Here is a 21,672-nt window from a genome sequence, read left to right as displayed (position 1 = left end):
CGGGTGCGCGGCGGGGAGCTGGGAGGATGTCTGGGTGTCTTCCCCCGAATCCTTCGCTTTCAAGGTCGGCACCCGGTTGGACGGTCGGCACGGCCGCACGGGTGTGATCAGCACGCCGCACGGCGATATCGCCACGCCCGCCTTCATTCCGGTGGGCACCAAGGCGACCGTGAAGGCGGTGCTGCCCGAGGCCATGAAGGAGCTGGGGTCGCAGGCATTGCTGGCCAACGCCTACCACCTGTATCTACAGCCGGGTCCCGACATCGTGGACGAGGCCGGTGGGCTGTCGAGCTTCATGAACTGGCCGGGACCGACCTTCACCGACAGCGGCGGCTTCCAGGTCATGTCGCTGGGCGTGGGCTTCAAGAAGGTGCTCGCCATGGAGGCCGTGGGCGTGCAGAACGACGACGTGATCGCCAAGGGCAAGGAGCGGCTGGCCCACGTGGACGATGACGGCGTCACCTTCCGCTCCCACCTGGACGGGTCGAAGCACCGCTTCACCCCCGAGGTGTCCATGGGCATCCAGCATCAGCTGGGCGCGGACATCATGTTCGCCTTCGACGAACTCACCACTCTCATGAATACCCGTGGCTACCAGGAGGAATCACTGGAGCGCACCCGGCGCTGGGCGCAGCGCTGCCTGGATGAGCACGAGCGGCTCACCGCGGCCCGCGCGCACCGGCCCTATCAGGCGCTGTTCGGCGTCATCCAGGGTGCGCAGTACGAGGACCTGCGGCGCAAGGCATGTCGCGATCTGGAGGAGTTGCGCGGCGCCGCCGGAACGGGTTTCGACGGATACGGCATCGGCGGTGCGCTGGAGAAGCACAATCTCGGCACCATCGTGCGGTGGTGCTGTGACGAACTGCCCGAGCACAAGCCGCGGCACATGCTCGGCATCAGCGAGCCCGAGGACATGTTCACGGCGGTGGAGAACGGCGCCGACACCTTCGACTGCGTGAACCCCTCGCGGGTGGCGCGCAATGCGGCCATCTACGTCGACGAGGGCCGATTCAATATCAACACCAGTCGTTTCCGCCGCGACTTCACCCCCATCGACGACACCTGCGACTGCTACACCTGCGCCAACTACACCCGGGCCTACCTGCACCACCTGTTCAAGGCCAAGGAGATCCTCGCCGCCACCCTGTGCACCATCCACAACGAACGCTTCACCGTCCGGCTGGTGGACCGTATCCGCGGCAGTATCGAGCGCGGTGAATTCGACGCCTACAAGACCGACTTCCTCGGTCGGTGGAAGGGCCGAATCAAGGCTCCGGCCAACTGATCTCGGCCGGGTGTGGGAGCCGGAGCCCCCACACCCGGTGCGGTCAGCTCGCGAGCGCCGATTCCGCGCGCGGCGCGTAGGACGGCTCGTGCCGCTTCAGGTACCCGATCACCCAGTAGGTGAGGGGCAGCACGATGACCTCCGCGAGGGTCTTCCACAGGAACCCGACGATCACGTAGTTGATGAACGAGCCCCACGTGCTGATGCCGATGGCCGTCGCCGCGATGGAGCAGAAGATCAGCGTGTCACCGAATTCGCCGACCACGGTGGAGCCGAGCAGTCGCGCCCACAGGTGCTTCTCCTTGGTCTTCTCCTTGATCGCGACCAGCGTGGCCGAGTTCAGCATCTCGCCCACGAAGTATCCGGCCAGTCCGGCCAGCACCAGTTGCGGCGTGGTGCCGAGCACACTGCGGAAGGCTTCCTGGTTCTCGTAGAACCCGGCCGGGGGCAGCTCGATGGCGATCTTGAACGCCACCACCATCAGCAGCAGGATGCCGAAGCCGTAGTAGATGGCCCGCCGCGCGGCCTTGAAGCCGTACACCTCGCTGAGCACGTCGCCGATGATGTAGGCGAGCGGGAAGAGGAACCACGCGCCGTCGGTGGTGATCGGGAGGAGTTCGATCGGCCCGAGGCTGAACGAGTGGTCGGAGAGGAACTGCACGCCCTTGGTGGCGCAGATATTCGAAATGATCAGAACTGCCGTGAACAGTGCCACGACCGGTGTGTAGTAGCCCCCCGCCGCCTTCGCGAATGCCGCGTGTTCGGTGGCGGGGCGTCCAGGTCCGACCGTCTCGGCCGGTAATGCATCACTCACGAAGTGAAGAGGATACCGGTCACTGCCATCGGTGGAATAGGCTGGGCAAATGACGAATAGCGGTGACTCCGACGAGTGGTGGAAGCAGTACGGGGGTGAGGGCGTCACGCCCGATTCGCCTTCCTCGCCGTCGGTACCGCAGCCCCCGGTCGCCGGTTATTCCTCGGCGCCGCAGTACCAGGCTCCGCCGATGACACCGCCGCCGCGGCAATATCCGAATTACCCGCCGCCGCAGGCGAATCCGAGCACGCCCGGATACCCGCAGCCCACTCCCGCACCCGCCCCCGGACCGCCGTACGGCTATCAGTCCGGTGGTCAGGCACAACCGGGTTATCCCCAGGGCGGCTACGCGCCGTACGGGTACGCGCCCCAGCGGAGCACCAACGGCATGGCGATCGCGTCGCTGGTGGTGTCGATCCTGGGCTTGACGACCCTGTTCTTCTGCTTCCTGCCGATCGGATCGCTGGTCGGCCTGATTCTCGGCGTGGCCGCGCTCAACCAGGTGAAACAGTCACAGCAGGAGGGCCGCGGCCTGGCCCTGGGCGGCATCTGGGTCGGTGCGGTCGGACTGGCGCTGGGTGTGCTGGCGTGGATCTTCATCGGAGCGGCGGTCATCTCCGGCTCCTAGCCCGACCCCGGACGGACGAGAGCGGGGGCGCATCCGACCGGATGCGCCCCCGCTCTGGTGCTGTCGCCAGCTCTCGACGACTCAGCTGTCGACGACTCAGCTCTTGACGACCTGGGTGCCGCCCGCGAACTTGTCGTGCCAGCCCTGCTTGTTCGGGTCCTGCTCGATGGTGACCGCGATGTAGATCCACAGGCCGATCGAGATGAGCAAGCCCAGGCAGGGGATCATATTGGCCAGGACGAACAGGTTGCGCTTGGCCGAGGTCGCCGGATCCAGGGTGCCGCCGCCGGGGGCGAGCACGCGCATGCCGAGCAATTTCTTGCCGAGGGTCTGGCCGCCCTGCTGGGTCTCCATGAACACGAAGTAGCCGAACAGCAGCGCCGGGGTCAGCACCGACCACAGCGTGCCGAGCGTGGTGGAGCTGGAGTTGAGCACCCAGCCGATGATGCCCGCGGGGATGCCGACGATCAGGCCGTCGATGATGCGCGCGCCGAGGCGGGGCCACAGCTCACCGGGGGCCGTGCCGCCGAACGCGCCACCGAATCCCGGTGCGCCGTAACCGGGCTGCTGCCCGTACTGCGGCGGCTGGCCATACGGTTGCTGCTGCCCGTAGGGGTCCGGCTGCTGCCCGTACTGCGGCTGCTGGCCGTAGGGATCGGACGGCTGCTGTCCGTACTGCGGCGGCTGCTGGTTGTAGGGGTCGGACTGGCCGTAGGGCTGCTGCCCGTACTGCGGCTGGCCCTGGCCGTAGGGCTGGCCGCCGGGGTTCTGCCCGTACGGGTCGCCGCCCTGCGGATACTGATTGGGGTCGTACCCACCGCTCGTCATTGTCTCGCCGTCCTCATGTGAAGTTTCGTCCGGTGTGGTGTCGAATCCGTACGTTACGGACCTGGACTGCTCGCAACAAGCCAATCCGGATCGAGTGTCCACGGTTCGCGCGGCAGGTCCGCCGGGCGGAAACGGGGCAGCAACTCGGCCGGGCTGTGCGCCGCGTAGCCGAGCGACCGGGCCAGGTATCCCACCACCTCGTCGACGGTTTCGCCTCGGTCGAGCCGGTCACCGAGGGTGACCGCGCCGTCGCGTTTGGCCAGCCGCTGCCCGGCCTGATTCAGCACCAGTGGCACATGGGCGTACTGCGGCACGGACAGGCCGAGCAGCGTCGCCAGATACGCCTGCCGGGGTGTGGAGGGCAGCAGGTCGTCACCGCGCACCACCTGGTCGACGCCCTGCTCGGCATCGTCCACCACCACGGCCAGGTTGTAGGCCGGGATGCCGTCGCCGCGCCGCAGCACCAGATCGTCCACCGCGCCGCGGTAGGAGCCGTGCAGTTCGTCGGTGATCTCGAATTCGTGGACCTCGGCGCGCAAGCGGAGCGCGGCGGGCCGACCCGCGGCCCGGCGTTCGGCGCGCTGTCGAGCGGTCAGATCGCGGCAGGTGCCCGGGTACGCGCCCATGGGACCGTGCGGTGCCGTGGCCGCCTGCTGGATCTCCCGGCGCGTGCAGAAGCATTCGTAGGTGAGCCCGGCATCGGTGAGCCGGGCGATGGCCGCCTCGTAGTGCGGTGTCCGCTCGGACTGCCGCACCACCGGCGGATCCCACTCCAGCCCGATGGCCGCCAGGTCCGCGAGCTGCCGTTCGGCGGCTCCGGGCCGCACCCGGTCCAAGTCCTCGACGCGCATGAGGAAGCCGCGGCCGGTGGAACGGGCGAACAGCCAGGCCAGCAGGGCGGTGCGCAGGTTTCCCAGGTGCAGATCGCCCGAGGGGCTGGGCGCGAACCGGCCGTTGCCCACGGCGGTGGCCGGGCATGCGGCGGGCGCGGTCTGGTCGGTGGACACGTAGGTCCATGCTAGCGGCGGTACTCACAGCCCTGGCCGTCGGCGAGATGCCGGGGGTGGGTGCACCTGAGCGGCGGCCGATGCGGCGCGGGTGGTCAGCGGATTACTCACGCTCTCGGTCCGATGCCAGCAGCGTCAGCCGCACCCGCAACCTCTCCTCGGCGATGGATGTATCGGTGTCGAAGGTTGCGAGGAGCTCCTTCGCGCGGGCGACGAGTCCGGCGCTGTCGATACCGTACGGCGGTGGTCCGAAGGCCGAGAGGCGGTGCACGGCGCGCTCGAGGAGGGTGCGCGCACCCTTCCGATTCCCCCGCTGAATGTGGGTCAGGCCAACGGCATACTGGGCCAATCCCTGCCACAGCATCCTTTCGGCGAACGGCCCGTTCTTCCACGCGGCCTCCAGGACCTCATGGGCGTTGAAGGCGAGCCCCGCATCGAGGAGTTGCTGGGCGTACTCGAGCGTTTCCGCGGGTGCGAGTTCGAGATCGTCCGGTATGCGAGGTACGCCGACACTGCCCATGGGCAGCGGGCGGCCGAAACGATCACGGGGACGCGCATTCCGCGCACGTCCGCTCTCGTCACGGTCCCGGGAGTCGTCGGCATGCGGTGCATCGGCCATGGCCTCCATCATCCCGGATGTGCGCGACAGCGGCGGCGGTCCGGTTTGCCACCCGGATGCGCACACCCACCCGCAATAAACATGTGCCACCCGATATTCGCCCGTTCAGGCATTCTGCAATTATCTGGCAAATAGTTTGCCAGCAAACTTTGCCACGCATTCGCTGGTTGAATTCGAAAGAATGCGATCTCCTGTTGACGAACCCTGCTACTGTTTAGCCCGGGAATGGTCATCGGGGGAGCATTCCCGTCGTGAAGTGCAGAGAACGAGTTGACGGCACAGTTGCGTGCTACCTCAGGCGCACTGCGGAAGCCGGATTTCACCCTCTTCCGGCCTGTCACGAGAACGATGCCAGCAAGAACTCACGCATGATGCAGCAAAGGAGCTAGAACCGTGAAGGTGGATTTGGCAGGCGCCTCATGGCGCAAGAGCAAACATAGCGGACCGAATGGAAACTGTGTGGAAGTGGCGTTTCTGCGGGACGGCAACATCGCGGTCCGCGACAGCAAGGACCACGGCCACGGCCCGATCCTGGCATTCACGCCGGGCGAGTGGGATGCGTTCGTGATGGGCGTATCCGACGGAGAGTTCAAACGCGCCTGACTGTATGTATTGCCCTCCGCTGCGCTCCGGGCGGGGTTCGCGGCGCTGGAGGTCTCGATTCTTCCCTCCCGCCGCTCCCCCGCTTCCCTCCTCCGCTCTGGTCAGTCCAGAACCGAGACGCGCCGCGAACCCCGGAGTGTGTACCTCGGAGTTCGGGTGGGTGCTTGCGGTTAGTGGGGGTGGCCGTTGCCTTCTTCCTGGGCGCGGCGGAGGACGGCTAGTTGCTTGTGTTCTTCTTCTTGTTCGTTAGCTCGGTGTAGGTCGCGCTCGGCGTCGGGGTCGGGGCGGAAGAAGGCGCCGGTGCCGGGGCGGCCCGCGATGCCCAGTTCGTTCATCTTTCGGGGGACGCGGGCGCCCTGGTATTCCAGCGGGATCGGGTGGCCGTGGGCGTCGACGGGGCCCAGGGGCTGGTGCAGTTCGATGTACTCGCCGTGCGGAAGTCGGCGCACCACACCGGTTTCGATGCCGTGTTCGAGAACCGCGCGGTCACTGCGTTGCAGGCCCAGGCAGAGCCGGTAGGCCACGTAGTAGGCCAGCGGCGGCAGCAGGAGCAGGGCGAAACGGAATCCCCAGGTCGTCGCATTGAGCGAGATATGGAATCCCAGCGCGATGATGTCGTTGACGCAGGCCAGCGTGAGCACGAGGTAGAAGGTCAGCGACATGGCCCCGATCGCCGTGCGGGTGGGCACGTCCCGGGGGCGTTGCAGCAGGTTGTGGTGGGCGCGATCGCCGGTGAGCCGCTTCTCGATCCACGGATAGGCGATGAGCAGCACGAAGATCAGCGGCATGAGGATGGCCACCGCGAACGCGCCGGGCACGGTATGGCCGAAGATGTACAGCTCCCACGGCGGGAACAGTCGCAGGAATCCGTCGGTCCACATGAGGTAGAAGTCCGGCTGCGTACCCGCCGACACCTGGGAGGGGTTGTACGGCCCGAGATTCCAGATCGGATTGATCTGCAACAGCCCGCCCATGAAGGCGAGGATCGCCAGGTTGAACGCGAAGAACGCGCCCTGGTCCAGCGAGAACACCGGCACGATGCGGGTGCCGATCACATTGCGTTCGGTGCGTCCCGGGCCGGGGTACTGCGTGTGCTTCTGGTACCAGACCAGCGCGATGTGCGCGGCCACCAGCGCGATCATGATGCCGGGGAACAGCAGCACGTGCGCGATGTAGAGCCGCGGGATGATGATGGTCCCCGGGAAGTCCCCGCCGAACATGAGCCAGTGCAACCAGGTGCCGATGATCGGCGTGCTCATGGTGATGCCCGCGAAGGCGGCGCGCAGCCCGGTGCCGGAGAGCAGATCGTCGGGCAGCGAGTAGCCGAAGAAGCCCTCGAACATGGCGATGATCAGCAGCAGTGAGCCGAGTACCCAGTTGGCCTCGCGCGGTCGCCGGAACGCGCCGGTGAAGAAGACGCGGGACAGGTGCACGATCATGGACGCGGTGAAAAGCAGTGCGGCCCAATGGTGTACCTGCCGCACGAACAGTCCGCCACGCACATCGAAGGAGATCTCCAGGGTGGACTCGTAGGCGCGTGACATGGTGACGCCACGCAGCGGCTGGTAGGTGCCGTCGTAGACGACGTGCGCCATGGACGGGTCGAAGAACAACGTCAGATACACGCCGGAGAGCAGCAGGATGATGAAGGTGTAGAGCGCGATCTCACCGAGCAGGAACGACCAGTGGGTCGGAAACACCTTGTTGATGGATCGTTTCAGGAATGCGGCGGCTTGATACCGCGCATCCATGGCATCGGCTTGTTCGGCCGCTCGACGACCCGCACGTGAAGTTGCCATTCGCGGTCACCCCGCCCCCGCAGGAGAGTGAAATACTTCTACTACAGACGGTAGCACGCAGTGCCGTTGGGCCGGGCCGGAATTCCGGCCGATATGGTCGCGGGCGTGAACTCGCTGGCGCCTCGGGACGCGACCATGTACTGGCTGTCCACCCGCACCCGCAATGATTTGTTCCTGCTGTACTGCTTCGCCGATACCGGTGTGCCCACAGCGGAATTGCGTACCGCCATCGCAGAGCGAACCACCAGCATTCCAGATTTGCTGGTCCGGGTGCTGGACGTTCCTGCGAACCTTGCGTATCCGCGTTGGACGCCCTGCGAGTTCGCTGACAGCCAGTTCGTCGAGCATGTGCTCGAAAAATCCGACTGGTCTGAACTTCTCGCCGCCCTCGGCAAACTCGTGGACACCAGCCTCGACGCCGCCGACCGCCCTTGGCTGCTGCACCTGTTCCGCGGCGTCGCCGACGCCCCTACCGCGACCGGTCCCGTCATCGTGGCTGTCCTCCAACTCTCCCATGCCCTCGCCGACGGTCGCCGCGCCGCCGACCTCGCCCGCGCGCTGTTCACCGAGCATGACGAAGCGGCACCGATCCCCTTGCCGCTCAGTGGGAACCGCACGGCGGTGGAGCGGGTGAAAGACCGCGATCAGGCCGGGGACGGCAGGTCGTCGAGGCGGTCGGATGACCGTCGGCACGGCACATCGGCAGGGCCGTCCACACCGGATGATGCGACGGCAGCGCGGGGGAGTGGGGGCTCGGCCGGGAAGTGGGCCGCGGTGTTGCCCGATCGCGTGACGAGTTGGTTCGCTGCGGCGACCGCGCTGCCCCGCATACCGCTGGGCATGGCCCGCACCGTATTTCGCGGCTACACCGCCTACCGCGCGCAGCGTGAGCTGGCCGAACTCACCGAGCGGAACGAACTTCCACCACCGGCGTCCGGTTACCCGCCGAATCTGTTGCACGGCAATGGCGCGGTCCCCGGCCACTCGGTCCGCATGCTCGTGTTCGACACGGCGGACCTGCGTACACCCGGGCGCACCGTCACCGTCGTCGCGCTCACCGCGGTGTCACTGACCTTGCAGCGCTACCTCAGCGCCCGGGGCGAGCCAGCCGACGCCCTCGGCGCTCAGGTTCCCATGGCCGTCCCCGGCAACCCCGGCGGCCAACGCAACAGTTACCGCGACCTCTCGGTAGACCTCGCCATCGACGAACCCGACCTGTGCCGTCGCGCCGACCGCATCGCCGCGACCATGGCCACCCGCCGCACCCGGGCGACCCACCCCTTGCACGCCGCTCAGGACGCCGTGACCGCCGCCCTCCCGGCCCTACTCTTGCACCGCGACGTCACCACCTACCCGATCGACATCCTCCCCGACCAGGTTTCGGGCCACACCGTCGTCTCCAGCGTCCACCGCGGCCCCGCCGACCTGACCCTCGGCAACGGCCGCGTCCACTTCACCGCCGGTTTCCCGGCCCTGGGATCCGTCATGCACCTCACCCACGGCATCCACGGTCTCGGGGACACGGTCACCTTCTCGGTGCACGCCGATCCGGTCGTCATCCCGGACCCCGACACCTACGTCCGTCTGCTGTCCACCGCCGTGACCGAGGTGGTCGCCGCGCTGCGCTCGGTGCGTACAACCCCTTCGTGAGCGCCGGTCAGCCCGCCTTGGCGGCGGCCTTCGCCTGCTTCTTGAACTCGCGGACCTGGGCCAGGGATTCGGCGTCGGTGACGTCGGCGACCGAGCGGCGGGAGTGCTGCTCGCCGTAGGCGCCGGCGGCCTCGCGCCAGCCCTTCGCCGCCAGGCCGTCCTGCTTGCCCAGCAGTGCCAGGAAGATGCGGGCCTTCTGGTCGCCGAAGCCGGGCAGGGCCTTGAGGCGCTTCAGGACTTCCTTGCCGTCCGGGTCGCCGTCGGTCCACAGGCCGGCGGTGCGGCCGTCGTAGTGCTCGATGATGTAGTGCGCCAACTCCTGCACCCGCCGTGCCATGGAGCGCCCGTAGCGGTGGATGGCGGGCGGCGTGGCCCCGATCTCCTCGAACTCGGCGGGATCGGCGGCGGCGATGCGGTGGATGTCGAAACCGCCCATCCGGTCCGCGATCTTCTGCGGGCCGCGGAACGCGTGCTCCATGGGGAACTGCTGGTCCAGGGCCATGCCGACGAGCAATGCGAAGTCGTCGGTGGAGAGCAGCTCATCGGCCTGCGGATCCTGCGCGATACACAGCTTGCGGGTCGCCATGGCATCGATCATCGCACTTCGGCACGCACTGTCGAGCGAGAAGGGGTGCGACGGCGGCCGCATCCGTGCGCAACCGGGCGAAGAGCGCTATCGTGACGCATATCACAGACCTTGTGATGCGTCGTCCCCGAACACAAGTAGGCTCGGCCCATGCCTGACACTATGGCCTCCCCCACAGTGGGCTCCGTGCCGCATAACGGCACGCGGTCCGGGCTGGCACCGGATCGGTTCGACAAGAACGGCCAAGACCAACTCGTCGACGTCCGCGACCTACGCGCGGCACTACCCGCCATCCGCAGCCTGCGGCACTGGGCCCATGAGGCGCTCGCCCCGCAGCCCGGCGAAAGCGCCCTCGACATCGGCTCCGGCACCGGGTCCGAGGTGCTGGCCTTCGCCGACCGGGTCGGCCCCACCGGCCTGGCCATGGGCGTCGAACCCGACCCGGCCCTGCTGGCCGCCGCCGAACGGCGGGCCGCCGACCACGGCTCCCATGCGAAATTCATGTCCGGTGACGCCTACGGGCTGCCGTTCGGCAACGACACCTTCGACGTCGCCCTGTGCGAACGGGTCTTCCAGCACCTCACCGCGCCCGCCCGCGCCGCCGGTGAGATCGCCCGCGTGCTCGCCCCCGGCGGTCGCGTCGTGGTGATGGACAGCGACTGGGGCACCGCCATCGTGCATCCCGGCGACCGCCGCGTGGTGAACGAGGTCATCGACACCATGATCGCCAGCACCACCAACCCCTACGCGGGCCGCCAGCTCGCCGGGCAGCTCACCCGGGCGGGACTGGTCATCGACGACATCGGCTCGCACGCGCTGGTCCAGGACCGCAGTGCGGGCGCGGGCGCACTGGTCGCCCGCGTCGCCGATATGGCCGTCGCCCGCCGCGCCATCACCCAGGAGCAGCGCGACCAGCTGGTGGCTGACCTGGAGGCGGGCGCCGCCTCCGGCGATATCCACCTGTCGGTGACCATCTTCGCCGTCCTCGCGCACAAACCCGTCTGACGGCTGAGTTCACGCCGCCCGACGGCGGAGTTCATCCGGAGAAGACCGGCGGCGCGCACCGAGATCCGGTGCGCGCCGCGGCTCGTTCGCGGGCGGGCGTCCCTACTTCCCGTCCGCGAGCAGCTTCTCGGTGGCGGCGAGCAGGACGCAGGTCGCCAGGCCGTCCATGGCCTTCTCGAGTTCCGCTTCCTTGGGGAAGCTCGGGGCGATGCGGATGTTCTTGTCGTCGGGGTCCTTGCCGTACGGGAAGGACGCACCGGCCGGGGTCAGCGCGATGCCCGCGTCCTTGGCCAGCGCCACTACCCGGCTGGCGGTGCCCTCCAGCACGTCGAGGCTGATGAAGTAGCCGCCCTTGGGCTCGGTCCACGACGCCACCTTGGACGCGCCGAGACGGTCCTCCAGAATGCGCAGCACCAGTTTGAACTTCGGCTCCAGGATGGCGCGGTGCTTCTGCATATGCGCGCGCACGCCCTCGGCGTTGCCGAAGAAGCGCAGGTGACGCAGCTGATTCACCTTGTCGGGGCCGATGCTCTGCTTGGCGGCGTGCTTCAGGTACCAGTCCAGGTTGGCGGTGGACGCGCCGACGAAGCTGACGCCCGCACCCGCGAAGGTGATCTTCGAGGTGGAGGCGAAGACGAAGGGACGGTTGGGGTTACCGGCGGCAGCCGCCATGCCCAGCACGTCCAGCACCGGGTCGGCGGTATCGGTCAGCGGATGCACAGCGTACGCATTGTCCCAGAACAGCCGGAAGTCGGCGGCCGCGGTCGGCATCGAAACCAGTTCGCGCACCACCTCTTCGGAGAAGGTGACACCGGTGGGGTTGGAGTAGTTCGGCACCGCCCACAGCCCCTTGACGGTCGGATCGGCGGCCACCAACTCGGCGATGGCGTGCACGTCCGGACCGTCGTGGCGCATGGGGATCGGGATCATCTCGAAGCCGAGTGACTGGGTGATGGCGAAATGCCGGTCGTAACCCGGTGCCGGGCACAGGAATTTGCGCACCGGCTCCTGCACCCACGGCCGCTCCGAATCCGCGGTGCCGTGCAGCATGGCGAACACGACCATGTCGTGCATGATCTCCAGGCTGGCATTGTTGCCCGCCAGCAGATTCTCCACCGGGATGTTCAGCAGTTCGCCGAAGATGGCGCGCAGCTCCGGCAGACCGTGCAGTCCGCCGTAGTTGCGCACATCGGTGCCCGAGCCGTCCCGGTAGTCGTCGACGCCCGGCAGCGAGAGCAGATCCGCGGACAGATCCAGCTGCTCGGGCGCGGGCTTGCCCCGGGTCAGATCCAGCGTGAGCTTCTCGGTCTTGAGCTTCGCGTAGTTCGCGTCCTGCGTCTCGTGTTCCGATACGAGTTCCGCATGGCTCATCAAACCGATTTGCGTCTGCCGGGGCATCCTCGGGCCTTTCCAACGGCGTGGGGTCGATTTCCTTGGGGTCCGCGATGGGGGTCCGCGGACCCAGCCGCCCACGTTACTCGGCGAGCAGGCGGAAGTGGGAGGGATATACGCGGAGCCGATCGGCGAGCGGAGAAAACCGGCCCGGAAATGAAAAGGGGACCCAGCGCACCCGGCAGAGCCCGTTGACCCTTGCTGCCTTCCGGCCCTGGGGGAGTTCACAGGATGCGCGCCGCGCTGGATCCGTCGGCCAGTGTAGCCGCTCACTGAGCCGCCCGCCGCCCGGGGTCGCTACGATCTGTCGGACATTGCGGGGAGGGCCCGCTCTACATCGAGGGGAACAGGCAGTGACAGGCACGAATCCACCACCGGGCGGCGAGCAGAACCCCGGAAATCACTCCGAGACGGCCCAATGGTGGTCCACCCCACCCGCCGCAGCCGATGCCCAGCCGGCCACCGGTGATCCGACCATGCTGAACTACGCGCCGGGACAACAGGTTCCGGACCCGACCATGCTCAACCAGGGTGCGCCGCAGCCATCCGCACCGGATCCCACCATGCTCAACTACGGCGGGGGCATGGGCTACACGCCGCCCCCGCAGCAGACCTACCAGCCGGGCTACACCTCCGGTCCCGCCCCGGTGCAGCAGTTCGCCGCCGGGCCAGCGCAGCCCTACACCTCCGGTCCGGCTCCCCAGCCCGGCTACCCCGGCTATCCGACGCCCCCGCCGTCCGGCGGCAACAAGGCCGGTTTGATCGTCGGCGGCATTATCGGCCTGGTGGTGATCGTCGCTGTCGCCATCGGCGGCATCGCCCTCATGAGCGGTGGCGACGACTCCCCGAACACCGCCGGCGGTGAGACCGAGAACGCCAATGCCGACGGCAAGTACACGATGGACAATGTCGCCAACGCCTGCTCACTGATCGACCCGACCGCGCTGACCCGGTGGTCGCGCACCCCGGAGGGCTCGCCGACGCACACCGAGACCCAGCCCACCTCCTACTCCGGCGGCAAGCTCGAGTGCAAGGCGAGCTACACCGAGCCGAGCTCCGACAAGTACGTCGACAATGACGCCGACATCACACTCGAGGTGTCCTTCCTGGCCGCGGGCAGCAAGTACTACCAGCCCGACCCGGACTACAAGCGCTGGAAGGAATACGACACCCGCTCCACCGGCAGCGGCCTGGCCTCGGGCGATGTGACGGGCCTGGGTGAGGAGGGCTACTGGCACACCGAGACCCGTGACTCCAGCTATCGCAACAACCTCGACTACACGGTCGCGGTGCGCGACAGCAATGTGTCGGTCAAGGTGGAGATCAGCATCGCGCGCGCCGGCGCCGACACGATCAGCACCGAGGAAGTCGGCCAGATCGCCAAGGAGCAGGTCCAGAAGGCCCTCGCCGCCCTCCCGCAGAAATAGCCTCTCAGCTGCCCGTTTTGCCGTACACCCGGATCAGCCGCTATATTGCTCAGCGGAGGATTCGCCTAGTGGCCTATGGCGCTCGCCTGGAACGCGGGTTGGGTTAACAGCCCTCAGGGGTTCAAATCCCCTATCCTCCGCTCTCGAAGGGCCTCGTCCGGATCGATCCGGACGAGGCCCTTCGGCATTTCCGGCGATGAAATGGACGCGGCCGTTGCCGAGAGGCAGATCGGCGGGATGCTGGAGACGACGGCGTGCCCTGAGACGTGGTCGGCGAGGCAGAGGTCGGGCGAGGGCACTGCGGCGCAGCTGAGCGGATGGCGGCCGAGCTGTTACGTGAGCCCGCACCAGGTGGCGAACCCGCGCACGCTCTCGGTGGCGCGTGCTTCCTCACGGGCCAGTTGCAGCACGGTCTCGTGCACCATCGGGTGGTACCGAACCATCGACGGTGCAATGCTCTTCGCGGTCAGCAGCGCTTTCATGACGTCGCGGTGATGACCGCCCTGTAGCAGCCACGCCCGGCCGACGTCGATGTAGTGGTGTCCGGATCGGCTGCGCGGCGTGCCGGGCGGCAGCACCAGCGACGCCGCGCGGTCGAGCGCCTTCGCGCTGTCCATCGCCTCGACGCCGAGAGAAACACCCCAGATCGCCACGTTCACCGGCCCGAAGGTAAGCACAGGGTCGCGGTCGTGTCCGAGCCGGGCGGCGGTGTCGGTTGCTTCGGCGAGGTGGGCATCGGCGGCGCCCTGGTCTCCGGCTCGTGCTGCGGCCAAGCCCGATTGGAGGTGCAGTCCGCCCCAGGCGATGAGGTCGGATTCCTCGCCGGTTCCGAGGCGGGCTTCGACCTCGGCGCGGCTGCGTTCGAGGAAGGCGAGCGCGTTCCGGTAGTCGCCGCCGGAGGTCAGCAGGGAAGCGCGGTGGAACTGGCTCGCGGCGATCCACAGCGGATCTCCGGACTTCTCCGCCGCCCATGACATGCGGTCGATCGCCATGGCGGACAGGTCGAGGTATCCGAGTTTGTGGGCCATCGAGCGCGCGGAGTAGTAGAGCTCGGCGAGCAGCACGAACGCGCGGTCGCCTTCGACCTGCCCGTGTTTGCGGTGGGCCAGCGCGCGGGTTTCGGTCAGCAGATGTGGAAGCGCGGCGGCGAGCTTGTGGGCGGCGACGTCGCGGCGCATACGCCGGACCGCGAGGACATCCTCGGTGATCTGCGGCAGCGGCCGAACCTTGAGATCGGGGTCGTCGAGGTCGTAGGCGACGAGTTCGCTGCGCAGCAGGGAGATCGCGGCGTGCAGCTCGCGGTCGGCTTTGGTCGTGGGCGTGTAGGGCTGACCGGTCAGGTCGGTGATGCTCACCCGCAGGGCTTTGGCGCAGGCGGCGATCAGCGGCGCTGTCGCGGCGCGTTCGCCGCTCTCGGCCTTCGAGACGGCCGAGTAGGACACGTTCGCTTTCGCCGCGAGTTGGCGTTGTGTCATCCCTGCCATCTTGCGCGCGGTCGAGATCCGCTTGCCGACGCCGTCGTTCGGGTCACCCATGATCGCCCCAATCAGTCGATCCCCTGATCGCCAGATTCCCACAGATTGTGGGAGTTCGCATCGGGGATTTGTCGCAGGCTCGGAATTGCCCCTGGTGGCGGGGCTCACATTCGAGGCTTCGCCGCCGGGTAGCCCAGCGAAATCCGGTTCTCAGGAGGACCAGCATGCGGGGAGTCAGCAAGGCGCAAGAGGCGATCCTCTTCGCTCTCATCCACGGCGGGGCGCTGTCGGTCGATCAGCTCGCCCGCGAAGCCCGATGCCTCGGACTACGCACGCGGATCGCGGTCGGCGAGCTCGCCAATCGCGGCGCGGTCGTGTGCCCGTCCGGATCAGCGCGTTACCAGATCACCGCCACCGGCCGCGAACTCGCCGCCGCGGTGGGTGTGAATAGACGGCAGGTACGGGTGTGACGGGCGAGCGCGTACCCGGCCGCCTCGACCAGTGCCAGCAGGCACACGAGCGCACCGGCGGGCCGATGGCGTTCGTGCACGGCAGCGACGGGGTGCTGCGCCCGATCGATGACAGCGGTTGGCCTGTTTGTGAATTCGAGGAATTGGGGCGCGACGTCTATGACGCGCTCGCGCTGCCGGCTGGTGGCGAGCCCGAGGTGATCGACGTCGAGCCCGATTCGGTTGCAGACCATGAAGTCGAGGGGAACTGATGATCTCAATTCTGTTGTGGACGTTACTAATTGGCGGAAATGTGTACGCGCTGTGGTGGTTGGTGATGCGGCAGAGCAAGCCCGTCCCGGCCGACGAGCTGACCGTCGCCCTGGTGATCGAGCGGCTTGCCCGCGAGGCCGCACACGGGACCGACGCTGCGGGTAACGGTCGGCATCGGGCGGTGGCATGACCTACGCGATCCGACATAAGACCCAGAAGTAGTATCTTTCGACCTTGACACGACGCGAGGGGGCCTCGGCCATGAGCGACGACGCATCAACCTCAGAATGGCTCGACGAACAAGCCCAGAACAATCCGGCATGGCAGGAGTGGGCGCGGCCCGAGCGGATCGCCGCCCAAGTCGACAGGCTGTTCGCCGCTACCCTACCCGCGGTGCCGGGAGTTCCGCCGATGCCGGAGGCGGACCGCTACAGCGACACGATGTTGAACTGGGTAGCCGATGCGTTCGAGCACCTGCTGCCCGACGGGGACGCACTCACCGAGCCCGACAACGCTGACCTTGCCGATCAGTTCGTGTGCTATATCGGCGAGACCCTGCGTCAGCGGGCGGGCGGCGAGTGGTTCAACGAGAGTTTCCAGGATGGAAGCGTGCTGTACGGGATGCGCTTCACTCCGGCGATCGGGTACCGCCACGGTGCGTCTCCCGACGACATCACCGACTGGTTGTTCCGGGCCGTGGAAGCAGACGACGGCCCGGACTTCTTCCTGGAGATCGGCACGGAAATCTACTCCCGCGCAATCGCTTACGCCGACGCGCACGGGCTACCGCACGACCTCCGAGAAGTGAGGGAGCAGCACGGTCTCGCCTAGCCCGATGCCATGTCCACCGATGACGAATCCCGACGGCGCAGGGAAGCCGAAGCGATTCGCAGACAGCAGGCAGAACGACGGCGCGAGCGCGAGCGGGGTCGCAAGCACAACGAGAAGGGCCGCCTCTTCCATCGCGGCATGGCCCAGATGCGCGGCGAGACGCGCGAGAACGGCTGGAAGAACGAGCAGCGGATCAGCACCCCGTTCGGTGACCGGGTGCACGACACCGCCCGTGATCGCGGCGGGCGAGAGTTCTCCGAATACAAGTCGGGCCGTCACATCCGCGCGGACAGCCTTCTCCAGTTGGCGAAGGATCGGCACATCCTCGAGGCCGATCCGAATGCGCGCGGCGGCTGGCTGATCCGTGTGGACGCGCGTGTCGATCCCGCTGTTCAACGCCAGATGGACAAGATGCTCGCGTTGTTCCCCGGCAGGTTCACCGTCGAGAAGGCCACCCGGGAGGAAGTTAATCGCGCGATCGCTCTCGGCAAGCAGCTGGAGAAGGAAGCGCGGGGGCAACAGCTCGAGCTGTTCGACTCCACCCGGCTGCGCCAGCAGGAACGGGCCAGGGAACGTGCCGAGCGCGCACGCGAGATCGCCAGGACTCAGGAAGCTGCGGCCCGCGCGGTGGCCGAGAAGGCGGCACGAGAGCTTCGGCTCGCGCGGGAAGCACAGGAACAGGCGCTACGAGCGAAGATGCCGCGGGCACCCGACGAAGTGATCAATATCCTGCTCCGGTCCGGTCCGATGCCTGGCGAGGTTGTGCGCGAAGATCAGGATGTGGCGTCGCGTGGCGGTACGACCCGTGCGGGGCGGAACGCACGGGGAATCGAGCGCGGCATCGCGCGCGAGCGATAGCGACCGGCCTCCGTTGCCTCGGCTGCTCGGCTGCTCGGCTGCGGCGGCCAGGCGGAGCCTGGCCGCGCTGGGTCCATCCGGCAGTCAACTCGACGCGGCAGCGGCGAACGGGGTGGCCGACGGTGGGGCGGCGACCGCGTCGTGTCGCCCCCACATACCGCGTCGCCGCAGGATCGGCAGCACACCCTCGCCGAGCCAATACGCCTCCTCCACATGGGGATAACCCGACAGAATGAAGTGGCGGATGCCCAGCCGCGAGTATTCGGTGAGCCGTTCGGCGACCTCGGTGTGCGAGCCGACCAGGGCGGTTCCGGCGCCGCCGCGCACCAGCCCCACGCCCGCCCACAGGTTGGGCGCGATCTCCAGCCGATCGGTGCTGCCGCCGTGCAGTTCGGTCATGCGGCGCTGTCCCTCGGATTCGCTGCGCGCCAGACTCGCCTGCACGCGCGCCACGTCGGCCGGGTCGATGCCGGCGAGCAGCCGATCGGCCTCCGCCCACGCCTGCTCCGAGGTGTCGCGAGTGATGACGTGAATTCGTAAGCCGTAGTCGAGGACTCGGCCTCGGTCGACGGCCAGCCCGCGAATCCACTCCAGCTTCTTCGACACCGCGAACAATGGTTCGCCCCAGGTGAGGTAGGTGTCGGCGTGGGCGGCGGCCACCGGACCGGCGGCCGTCGACGACCCGCCGAAGAAGATGGGCGGCACCGGGTCCGGATGATTGTTCAGCAGCGCGTCGTCCACTCGAATGTGCTCGCCCGCGAAGCTGATCGGCTCTCGGGACGTCCACAGCCGCCGCACCACGTCCAGGAATTCTCCGGTGCGCCGATACCGCTGCTCCTTGTCCAGGTGGTCCCCGTACGCGCGCTGCTCGTGGCTCTCGCCACCGGTCACTACATTGAGCAGCAACCGCCCTTCGGAATGCCGCTGGAACGTCCCCGCCATCTGCGCGGCCAGGAACGGGCTCACCAGTCCGGGCCGCAGCGCCACCAGGAATTTCAGGGTGCGCGTGGACTCCACCAGCATGGCGGTAGTGAGCCAGGCGTCCTCGCACCACGCTCCCGTCGGCGTGAGCACGGATTCGAAACCGTTCTCCTCGGCGGCTCCGGCGATCTGGCGCAGATATCGCAGCGTGGCGGGCCGATCACCCGACATGGCGGTGCCGTGGCCGCCCGCGACGAGGGCGCGCGAGTCGCCGTAGGTAGGTAGGAACCAGTGGAATGACAGGGACACGGGAGGCTCCGATGCTGGCGGGAGGTTCGGGCGGGGGTCAGGCTGGGGCGAACAGGTCGTTGAAGCGGGTGTCGACGAAGTCGGCGATGGTCACCCGCCGCGGTATCAGCCCGGCCGCGGCGAAGGCGTCGGCCACCTGCTGCTCGGCCGCGACGGTGGCGTCGTCGATGGGGTGGTCCCGGTAGGGCGCGCGAGCTACGGCCAATCGGGTCACCGTCACGGGCAGCCCGGTGACCTGGGCGAAGATCGTCGCCCACGCCTCGGTATCGCCATTGGCCCAGCTGTGTGCGCGACCGATGCGGGCGAGCACGTCACGCAGCGCGGCGGCGGTCGCGGGATTGTCGAGCGCCCGTCGCCCGGCCACATAGAAGGAGTCGCCTCGCACATAGCCGCTGCCGTCCACCAGGATTCGGGCCGCCGCCTGCTCCTGGGCCTGGGCGGTGTAGGGATCCCAGGTGGCCCAGGCGTCGACGCGTCCGGTGCTGAGCGCGGCGAGCGCGTCGGCCGGTTGCAGATACCGCGGCTCGATATCGGCGAAGCCGAGTCCGGCCGAATTCAGCACGGACAGTAGATGGTGGTGTGCGGAGCTGCCCCTGGCGACGGCGATCCGCTTGCCGCGCAGATCGTTCGGCTCCCGCAGCGGCGAGTCCCGGGGGACCACGATGGCCTGTCCGCCGGTGCCGGTCAGATACGCCGAGACGATGCCGATCCCGGCATCGGCGGCGGCAGCGAACACCGGTGGGGCATTGCCGACGCCGCCGATATCGACCGCTCCGGCATGGACGGCCTCCACCATGGGCGGTCCGGAGGTGTATTGGGACCATTCGATGCGATAGGGGATGTCGGTCAGCTCACCCGCCGCTTCGAGCAGGGCTCGGGTGCCGGTGCCCTTCTGATCGCCGATGCGCAGCGTCACCGCCGACAGGTCGACCGAACCGTCGGGTCGCACGGCGTCGCGGTTGGCATCGGTGCCACCACAGGCGGTGACGAGTGTCGCGGCGAGGGCGAGCGCGGCGGCCGTGCGTCGTCGGCCGGTCATGCGGCTCCTTCCGGGGGGACGCCGAGTGTGGCGAGCAATTCGCAACGCAGCGCGAGGAATTCGGGGTGGTCGCGGCGGCGCGGCCGGGGCAGGTCTACCGCGAGGTCGCGGGCGATCCGGCCGTCGCCGAGCACCAGGGCGCGGTCGGCCAATAGCAGCGCCTCGTCCACGTCGTGGGTCACCAGCAGCACGCCGGGGCGGTGCCGCTGCCACAGTTCGAGCACCAGGCCGTGAATGGTGATGCGGGTCAATGCGTCCAGGGCGCTGAAGGGTTCGTCCAGCAGCAGCAGATCGGGGGCGCGCACCAGCGCGCGGGCCAAGGCGGCGCGCTGCGCCTCACCGCCGGACAGCGTGCCCGGCCAGACCTCGGCGCGCTCGGCCAGACCCACCTCCGCCAGCGCGGCCCGCGCGGCCCGCTCCGGCTCCGAATGCCGCAGTCCCAGCGTGATATTGGCCAGAACCCGCCGCCAGGGCACCAGGCGCGGTTCCTGAAACGCCACCGCCACCTCTCCGGCCACCGACAGCGCCCCGGTGTGCTCGGCATCCAGTCCCGCCAGCGCCCGCAGCAGCGTGGACTTGCCGGATCCGCTGCGCCCCAACAGCGCCACGAACTCCCCCCGCCGGATCTCCAGATCGATGCCGCCGAGCACGCGCCGCGTCCCGAATGCCCTGCCGAGGTCGCGGATTCGCGCGACAGGAGCTCCCCTGTCCGGATGCGTCCACGTGTTCCCGGCTTCCTGTGTGGCGAGCTCCGGATGCGCAGCCACTCGAGGCGCGGATGAGGCGTCCGCGTCCTCCGGACGGCTGGCCGTGGTGATCGTGGCCGCCGCTGGATACGAGGCCGCCGCCACCGCTCCCGGGTGCGCCGGGAAGGCATCCTTGTCCGGGGATGGGGCGATCACCGCCGATTCCGGGTGCGCGGAGGTTACGCCCACCGCCGGTTCGCAAGCCGCGGCTGCCGGGTGCGACGTGCTCGCGGCCGGTGGTGCGGCGTTGGCACCCGCCCCCGGCTGCGGGCCGGCGAGTGTGGCGGCGCTGTCTGCTGCTGCGCCGCGAAAACCGTTCAGGGCGTTAAGAATCCGCGTCGCCATGTGAGGGTTCTCCTTTCGATCAGCCGGACGACCGCGTCGGTGAGCAGTCCGAGCACGCTGTAGACGAGCAGGCCGACGACGATGACGTCGGTGCGCAGGAACTCCCGGGCGTTGTTGATGAGGTAGCCGAGCCCGGCGTCGGCATTGACCTGTTCGGCGACGATCAGCGCCAGCCAGGCCACGCCGAGCGCCTGGCGCAGCCCGACCAGGGTCTGCGGCAGTGCGCCCGGCAGCACGATGTGGCGTATCAGCGCGGGTCCGCCGAGCCGCTGCACCCGCGCGAGTTCGGCCAGTTTGCCGTCCACGCCGCGGATTCCGGCGAAGGTGTTGAGGTACAGCGGCCCCGCCACGCCGAAGGCGACCAGTGCGATCTTGGGCGGCTCACCGATGCCGAACCAGAGGATGAGCAGCGGGATGAGCCCGTAGAACGGCAGGGTGCGCAGCATCTGCATGGGCGGGTCCAGCGCGTATTCGCCGATCCGGCTCAGCCCGGCCACCACGGCGGCCCCGACTCCGAGCGCCGCGCCGATGGCGAACCCGATGACCGCCCGCCGCAGCGAGACGGTGACGGCGTCGGTCAGGGTGCCGTCGCGCAACAGTTCCAGCGTCGTCTCGAGCACGGTGGTCGGCGCGGCCAGCAGCCGTTCGGGCAGCACGCCGGTGGCGCTGGCGAGCTGCCAGGCGACGATGAGGACCAGTGGGCTGACCAGCCGCGGCCAGGGGCCGGGCAGGGAGCGGTGGGGCGTCGACCGTGCGGCGGGCCGAGCAATGAGTGCTGACAAA

The 21,672-nt window shown here is 68.3% G+C and carries 23 protein-coding genes, 1 tRNA gene and 1 other RNA gene; 12 read left to right on the top strand and 13 right to left on the bottom strand.

Annotation, left to right across the window (positions count from 1 at the left end):
- Positions 1–34: 34 nt before the first annotated feature.
- Positions 35–1,285 carry a tRNA guanosine(34) transglycosylase Tgt gene (gene tgt / locus QJS31_RS20330; RefSeq protein WP_282782830.1) on the top strand — a complete coding sequence of 417 codons (1,251 nt, stop codon included), beginning with the start codon at positions 35–37 and terminating at the stop codon, positions 1,283–1,285.
- A 43-nt stretch (positions 1,286–1,328) separates the two neighbouring features.
- Here tgt and QJS31_RS20325 read toward each other — a convergent pair whose 3' ends face one another.
- Positions 1,329–2,099: a queuosine precursor transporter gene (locus tag QJS31_RS20325; protein ID WP_143983237.1), complete on the bottom strand. Its 771-nt coding sequence runs from the start codon at positions 2,097–2,099 to the stop codon at positions 1,329–1,331.
- Between the two features lie 49 nt (positions 2,100–2,148).
- Between QJS31_RS20325 and QJS31_RS20320 the strand changes: the two genes are divergently transcribed.
- Positions 2,149–2,727 carry a DUF4190 domain-containing protein gene (locus QJS31_RS20320; RefSeq protein ID WP_306357400.1) on the top strand — a complete coding sequence of 193 codons (579 nt, stop codon included), beginning with the start codon at positions 2,149–2,151 and terminating at the stop codon, positions 2,725–2,727.
- A gap of 96 nt (positions 2,728–2,823) precedes the next feature.
- Here the strand turns inward: QJS31_RS20320 and QJS31_RS20315 are convergent, their stop codons facing one another.
- From QJS31_RS20315 to QJS31_RS20305, 3 genes are all read right to left on the bottom strand, one after another.
- Positions 2,824–3,555, bottom strand: a complete 732-nt coding sequence (locus QJS31_RS20315; protein ID WP_306357399.1) for an RDD family protein — start codon at positions 3,553–3,555, stop codon at positions 2,824–2,826.
- A 53-nt stretch (positions 3,556–3,608) separates the two neighbouring features.
- On the bottom strand, positions 3,609–4,562 hold the full coding sequence (gluQRS, locus tag QJS31_RS20310; RefSeq protein ID WP_282785130.1) for a tRNA glutamyl-Q(34) synthetase GluQRS: 954 nt from the start codon (positions 4,560–4,562) through the stop codon (positions 3,609–3,611).
- A 103-nt stretch (positions 4,563–4,665) separates the two neighbouring features.
- Positions 4,666–5,181, bottom strand: a complete 516-nt coding sequence (locus tag QJS31_RS20305; RefSeq protein WP_282785129.1) for a DUF309 domain-containing protein — start codon at positions 5,179–5,181, stop codon at positions 4,666–4,668.
- 393 nt (positions 5,182–5,574) lie between these two features.
- Between QJS31_RS20305 and QJS31_RS20300 the strand changes: the two genes are divergently transcribed.
- A complete protein-coding gene (locus QJS31_RS20300; RefSeq protein ID WP_029932862.1) occupies positions 5,575–5,784 on the top strand; it encodes a DUF397 domain-containing protein in 210 nt (69 codons plus the stop codon).
- A gap of 170 nt (positions 5,785–5,954) precedes the next feature.
- Here the strand turns inward: QJS31_RS20300 and QJS31_RS20295 are convergent, their stop codons facing one another.
- Complete coding sequence (locus QJS31_RS20295; protein WP_282785128.1) at positions 5,955–7,583, bottom strand: cytochrome bc complex cytochrome b subunit; 1,629 nt, start codon at positions 7,581–7,583, stop codon at positions 5,955–5,957.
- 105 nt (positions 7,584–7,688) lie between these two features.
- Between QJS31_RS20295 and QJS31_RS20290 the strand changes: the two genes are divergently transcribed.
- Entirely contained in the window at positions 7,689–9,233 is a 1,545-nt protein-coding gene (locus QJS31_RS20290) for a wax ester/triacylglycerol synthase domain-containing protein (protein WP_282785127.1), read from the top strand.
- 7 nt (positions 9,234–9,240) lie between these two features.
- On the opposite strand, the gene QJS31_RS20285 is transcribed toward QJS31_RS20290, so the two are convergent.
- A complete protein-coding gene (locus QJS31_RS20285) occupies positions 9,241–9,819 on the bottom strand; it encodes an HhH-GPD-type base excision DNA repair protein (RefSeq protein ID WP_282785126.1) in 579 nt (192 codons plus the stop codon).
- Between the two features lie 162 nt (positions 9,820–9,981).
- On the opposite strand from QJS31_RS20285, the gene QJS31_RS20280 reads away from it, so the two are divergent.
- Positions 9,982–10,824, top strand: a complete 843-nt coding sequence (locus QJS31_RS20280; protein WP_372341673.1) for a methyltransferase domain-containing protein — start codon at positions 9,982–9,984, stop codon at positions 10,822–10,824.
- Between the two features lie 102 nt (positions 10,825–10,926).
- On the opposite strand, the gene QJS31_RS20275 is transcribed toward QJS31_RS20280, so the two are convergent.
- Together QJS31_RS20275 and ffs are read right to left on the bottom strand one after the other, a co-directional pair.
- The gene (locus tag QJS31_RS20275; RefSeq protein ID WP_306357398.1) at positions 10,927–12,222 is read right to left on the bottom strand and encodes an aminotransferase class I/II-fold pyridoxal phosphate-dependent enzyme; all 1,296 of its coding nucleotides are present in this window, start codon (positions 12,220–12,222) and stop codon (positions 10,927–10,929) included.
- Positions 12,223–12,375: 153 nt separating this feature from the next.
- Positions 12,376–12,470, bottom strand: an RNA gene (gene ffs / locus QJS31_RS20270) — signal recognition particle sRNA small type.
- A gap of 99 nt (positions 12,471–12,569) precedes the next feature.
- On the opposite strand from ffs, the gene QJS31_RS20265 reads away from it, so the two are divergent.
- Complete coding sequence (locus QJS31_RS20265) at positions 12,570–13,643, top strand: hypothetical protein (RefSeq protein WP_306357397.1); 1,074 nt, start codon at positions 12,570–12,572, stop codon at positions 13,641–13,643.
- A 54-nt stretch (positions 13,644–13,697) separates the two neighbouring features.
- A tRNA-Ser gene (locus QJS31_RS20260) sits at positions 13,698–13,783 on the top strand.
- Between the two features lie 192 nt (positions 13,784–13,975).
- Here the strand turns inward: QJS31_RS20260 and QJS31_RS20255 are convergent.
- Positions 13,976–15,178, bottom strand: a complete 1,203-nt coding sequence (locus QJS31_RS20255) for a helix-turn-helix domain-containing protein (RefSeq protein WP_306357396.1) — start codon at positions 15,176–15,178, stop codon at positions 13,976–13,978.
- A 164-nt stretch (positions 15,179–15,342) separates the two neighbouring features.
- Here QJS31_RS20255 and QJS31_RS20250 point away from each other — a divergent pair, with 164 nt between their 5' ends.
- The 5 genes from QJS31_RS20250 (at position 15,343) to QJS31_RS20230 (ending at position 17,529) form a co-directional block, all read left to right on the top strand.
- Positions 15,343–15,588 (top strand): hypothetical protein, encoded by a 246-nt coding sequence (locus QJS31_RS20250; protein ID WP_282786124.1) that lies wholly within the window; start codon positions 15,343–15,345, stop codon positions 15,586–15,588.
- Positions 15,585–15,839, top strand: a complete 255-nt coding sequence (locus QJS31_RS20245) for a hypothetical protein (RefSeq protein WP_282786123.1) — start codon at positions 15,585–15,587, stop codon at positions 15,837–15,839. The genes QJS31_RS20250 and QJS31_RS20245 overlap by 4 nt, the downstream gene beginning before the upstream one ends.
- Before the next feature lie 65 nt (positions 15,840–15,904).
- Entirely contained in the window at positions 15,905–16,030 is a 126-nt protein-coding gene (locus QJS31_RS20240; RefSeq protein WP_282786122.1) for a hypothetical protein, read from the top strand.
- Positions 16,031–16,101: 71 nt separating this feature from the next.
- Entirely contained in the window at positions 16,102–16,671 is a 570-nt protein-coding gene (locus tag QJS31_RS20235; protein WP_282786121.1) for a hypothetical protein, read from the top strand.
- A gap of 9 nt (positions 16,672–16,680) precedes the next feature.
- The gene (locus tag QJS31_RS20230; RefSeq protein ID WP_282786120.1) at positions 16,681–17,529 is read left to right on the top strand and encodes a hypothetical protein; all 849 of its coding nucleotides are present in this window, start codon (positions 16,681–16,683) and stop codon (positions 17,527–17,529) included.
- Between the two features lie 84 nt (positions 17,530–17,613).
- On the opposite strand, the gene QJS31_RS20225 is transcribed toward QJS31_RS20230, so the two are convergent.
- From QJS31_RS20225 to QJS31_RS20210, 4 genes are all read right to left on the bottom strand, one after another.
- Positions 17,614–18,759 (bottom strand): LLM class flavin-dependent oxidoreductase, encoded by a 1,146-nt coding sequence (locus tag QJS31_RS20225; protein WP_282782616.1) that lies wholly within the window; start codon positions 18,757–18,759, stop codon positions 17,614–17,616.
- 37 nt (positions 18,760–18,796) lie between these two features.
- Entirely contained in the window at positions 18,797–19,798 is a 1,002-nt protein-coding gene (locus tag QJS31_RS20220) for an ABC transporter substrate-binding protein (RefSeq protein WP_306357395.1), read from the bottom strand.
- Entirely contained in the window at positions 19,795–20,484 is a 690-nt protein-coding gene (locus QJS31_RS20215) for an ABC transporter ATP-binding protein (protein ID WP_282782618.1), read from the bottom strand. Before QJS31_RS20215 ends, QJS31_RS20220 begins: the two co-directional genes overlap by 4 nt.
- A gap of 377 nt (positions 20,485–20,861) precedes the next feature.
- The gene (locus QJS31_RS20210) at positions 20,862–21,671 is read right to left on the bottom strand and encodes an ABC transporter permease (RefSeq protein WP_282782612.1); all 810 of its coding nucleotides are present in this window, start codon (positions 21,669–21,671) and stop codon (positions 20,862–20,864) included.
- Between the last annotated feature and the right edge of the window lies 1 nt (position 21,672).

This window comes from Nocardia sp. CC213A (assembly GCF_030766805.1).
GTDB lineage: Bacteria > Actinomycetota > Actinomycetes > Mycobacteriales > Mycobacteriaceae > Nocardia > Nocardia otitidiscaviarum.
Note: the sequence above shows the minus strand (reverse complement) of the source record. Positions and strands in the feature narration are given on the sequence as shown.

Coding starts and splice junctions, on each gene's coding strand:
- QJS31_RS20285 (WP_282785126.1), bottom strand. CDS start 9,819: ATGGCGACCCGCAAGCTGTGTATCGCGCAGGATCCGCAGGCCGATGAG.
- QJS31_RS20230 (WP_282786120.1), top strand. CDS start 16,681: ATGTCCACCGATGACGAATCCCGACGGCGCAGGGAAGCCGAAGCGATT.
- QJS31_RS20320 (WP_306357400.1), top strand. CDS start 2,149: ATGACGAATAGCGGTGACTCCGACGAGTGGTGGAAGCAGTACGGGGGT.
- QJS31_RS20280 (WP_372341673.1), top strand. CDS start 9,982: ATGGCCTCCCCCACAGTGGGCTCCGTGCCGCATAACGGCACGCGGTCC.
- QJS31_RS20255 (WP_306357396.1), bottom strand. CDS start 15,178: ATGGGTGACCCGAACGACGGCGTCGGCAAGCGGATCTCGACCGCGCGC.
- QJS31_RS20220 (WP_306357395.1), bottom strand. CDS start 19,798: ATGACCGGCCGACGACGCACGGCCGCCGCGCTCGCCCTCGCCGCGACA.
- QJS31_RS20315 (WP_306357399.1), bottom strand. CDS start 3,555: ATGACGAGCGGTGGGTACGACCCCAATCAGTATCCGCAGGGCGGCGAC.
- QJS31_RS20235 (WP_282786121.1), top strand. CDS start 16,102: ATGAGCGACGACGCATCAACCTCAGAATGGCTCGACGAACAAGCCCAG.
- QJS31_RS20295 (WP_282785128.1), bottom strand. CDS start 7,583: ATGGCAACTTCACGTGCGGGTCGTCGAGCGGCCGAACAAGCCGATGCC.
- QJS31_RS20250 (WP_282786124.1), top strand. CDS start 15,343: ATGCGGGGAGTCAGCAAGGCGCAAGAGGCGATCCTCTTCGCTCTCATC.
- QJS31_RS20275 (WP_306357398.1), bottom strand. CDS start 12,222: ATGCCCCGGCAGACGCAAATCGGTTTGATGAGCCATGCGGAACTCGTA.
- QJS31_RS20240 (WP_282786122.1), top strand. CDS start 15,905: ATGCGGCAGAGCAAGCCCGTCCCGGCCGACGAGCTGACCGTCGCCCTG.
- QJS31_RS20305 (WP_282785129.1), bottom strand. CDS start 5,181: ATGGCCGATGCACCGCATGCCGACGACTCCCGGGACCGTGACGAGAGC.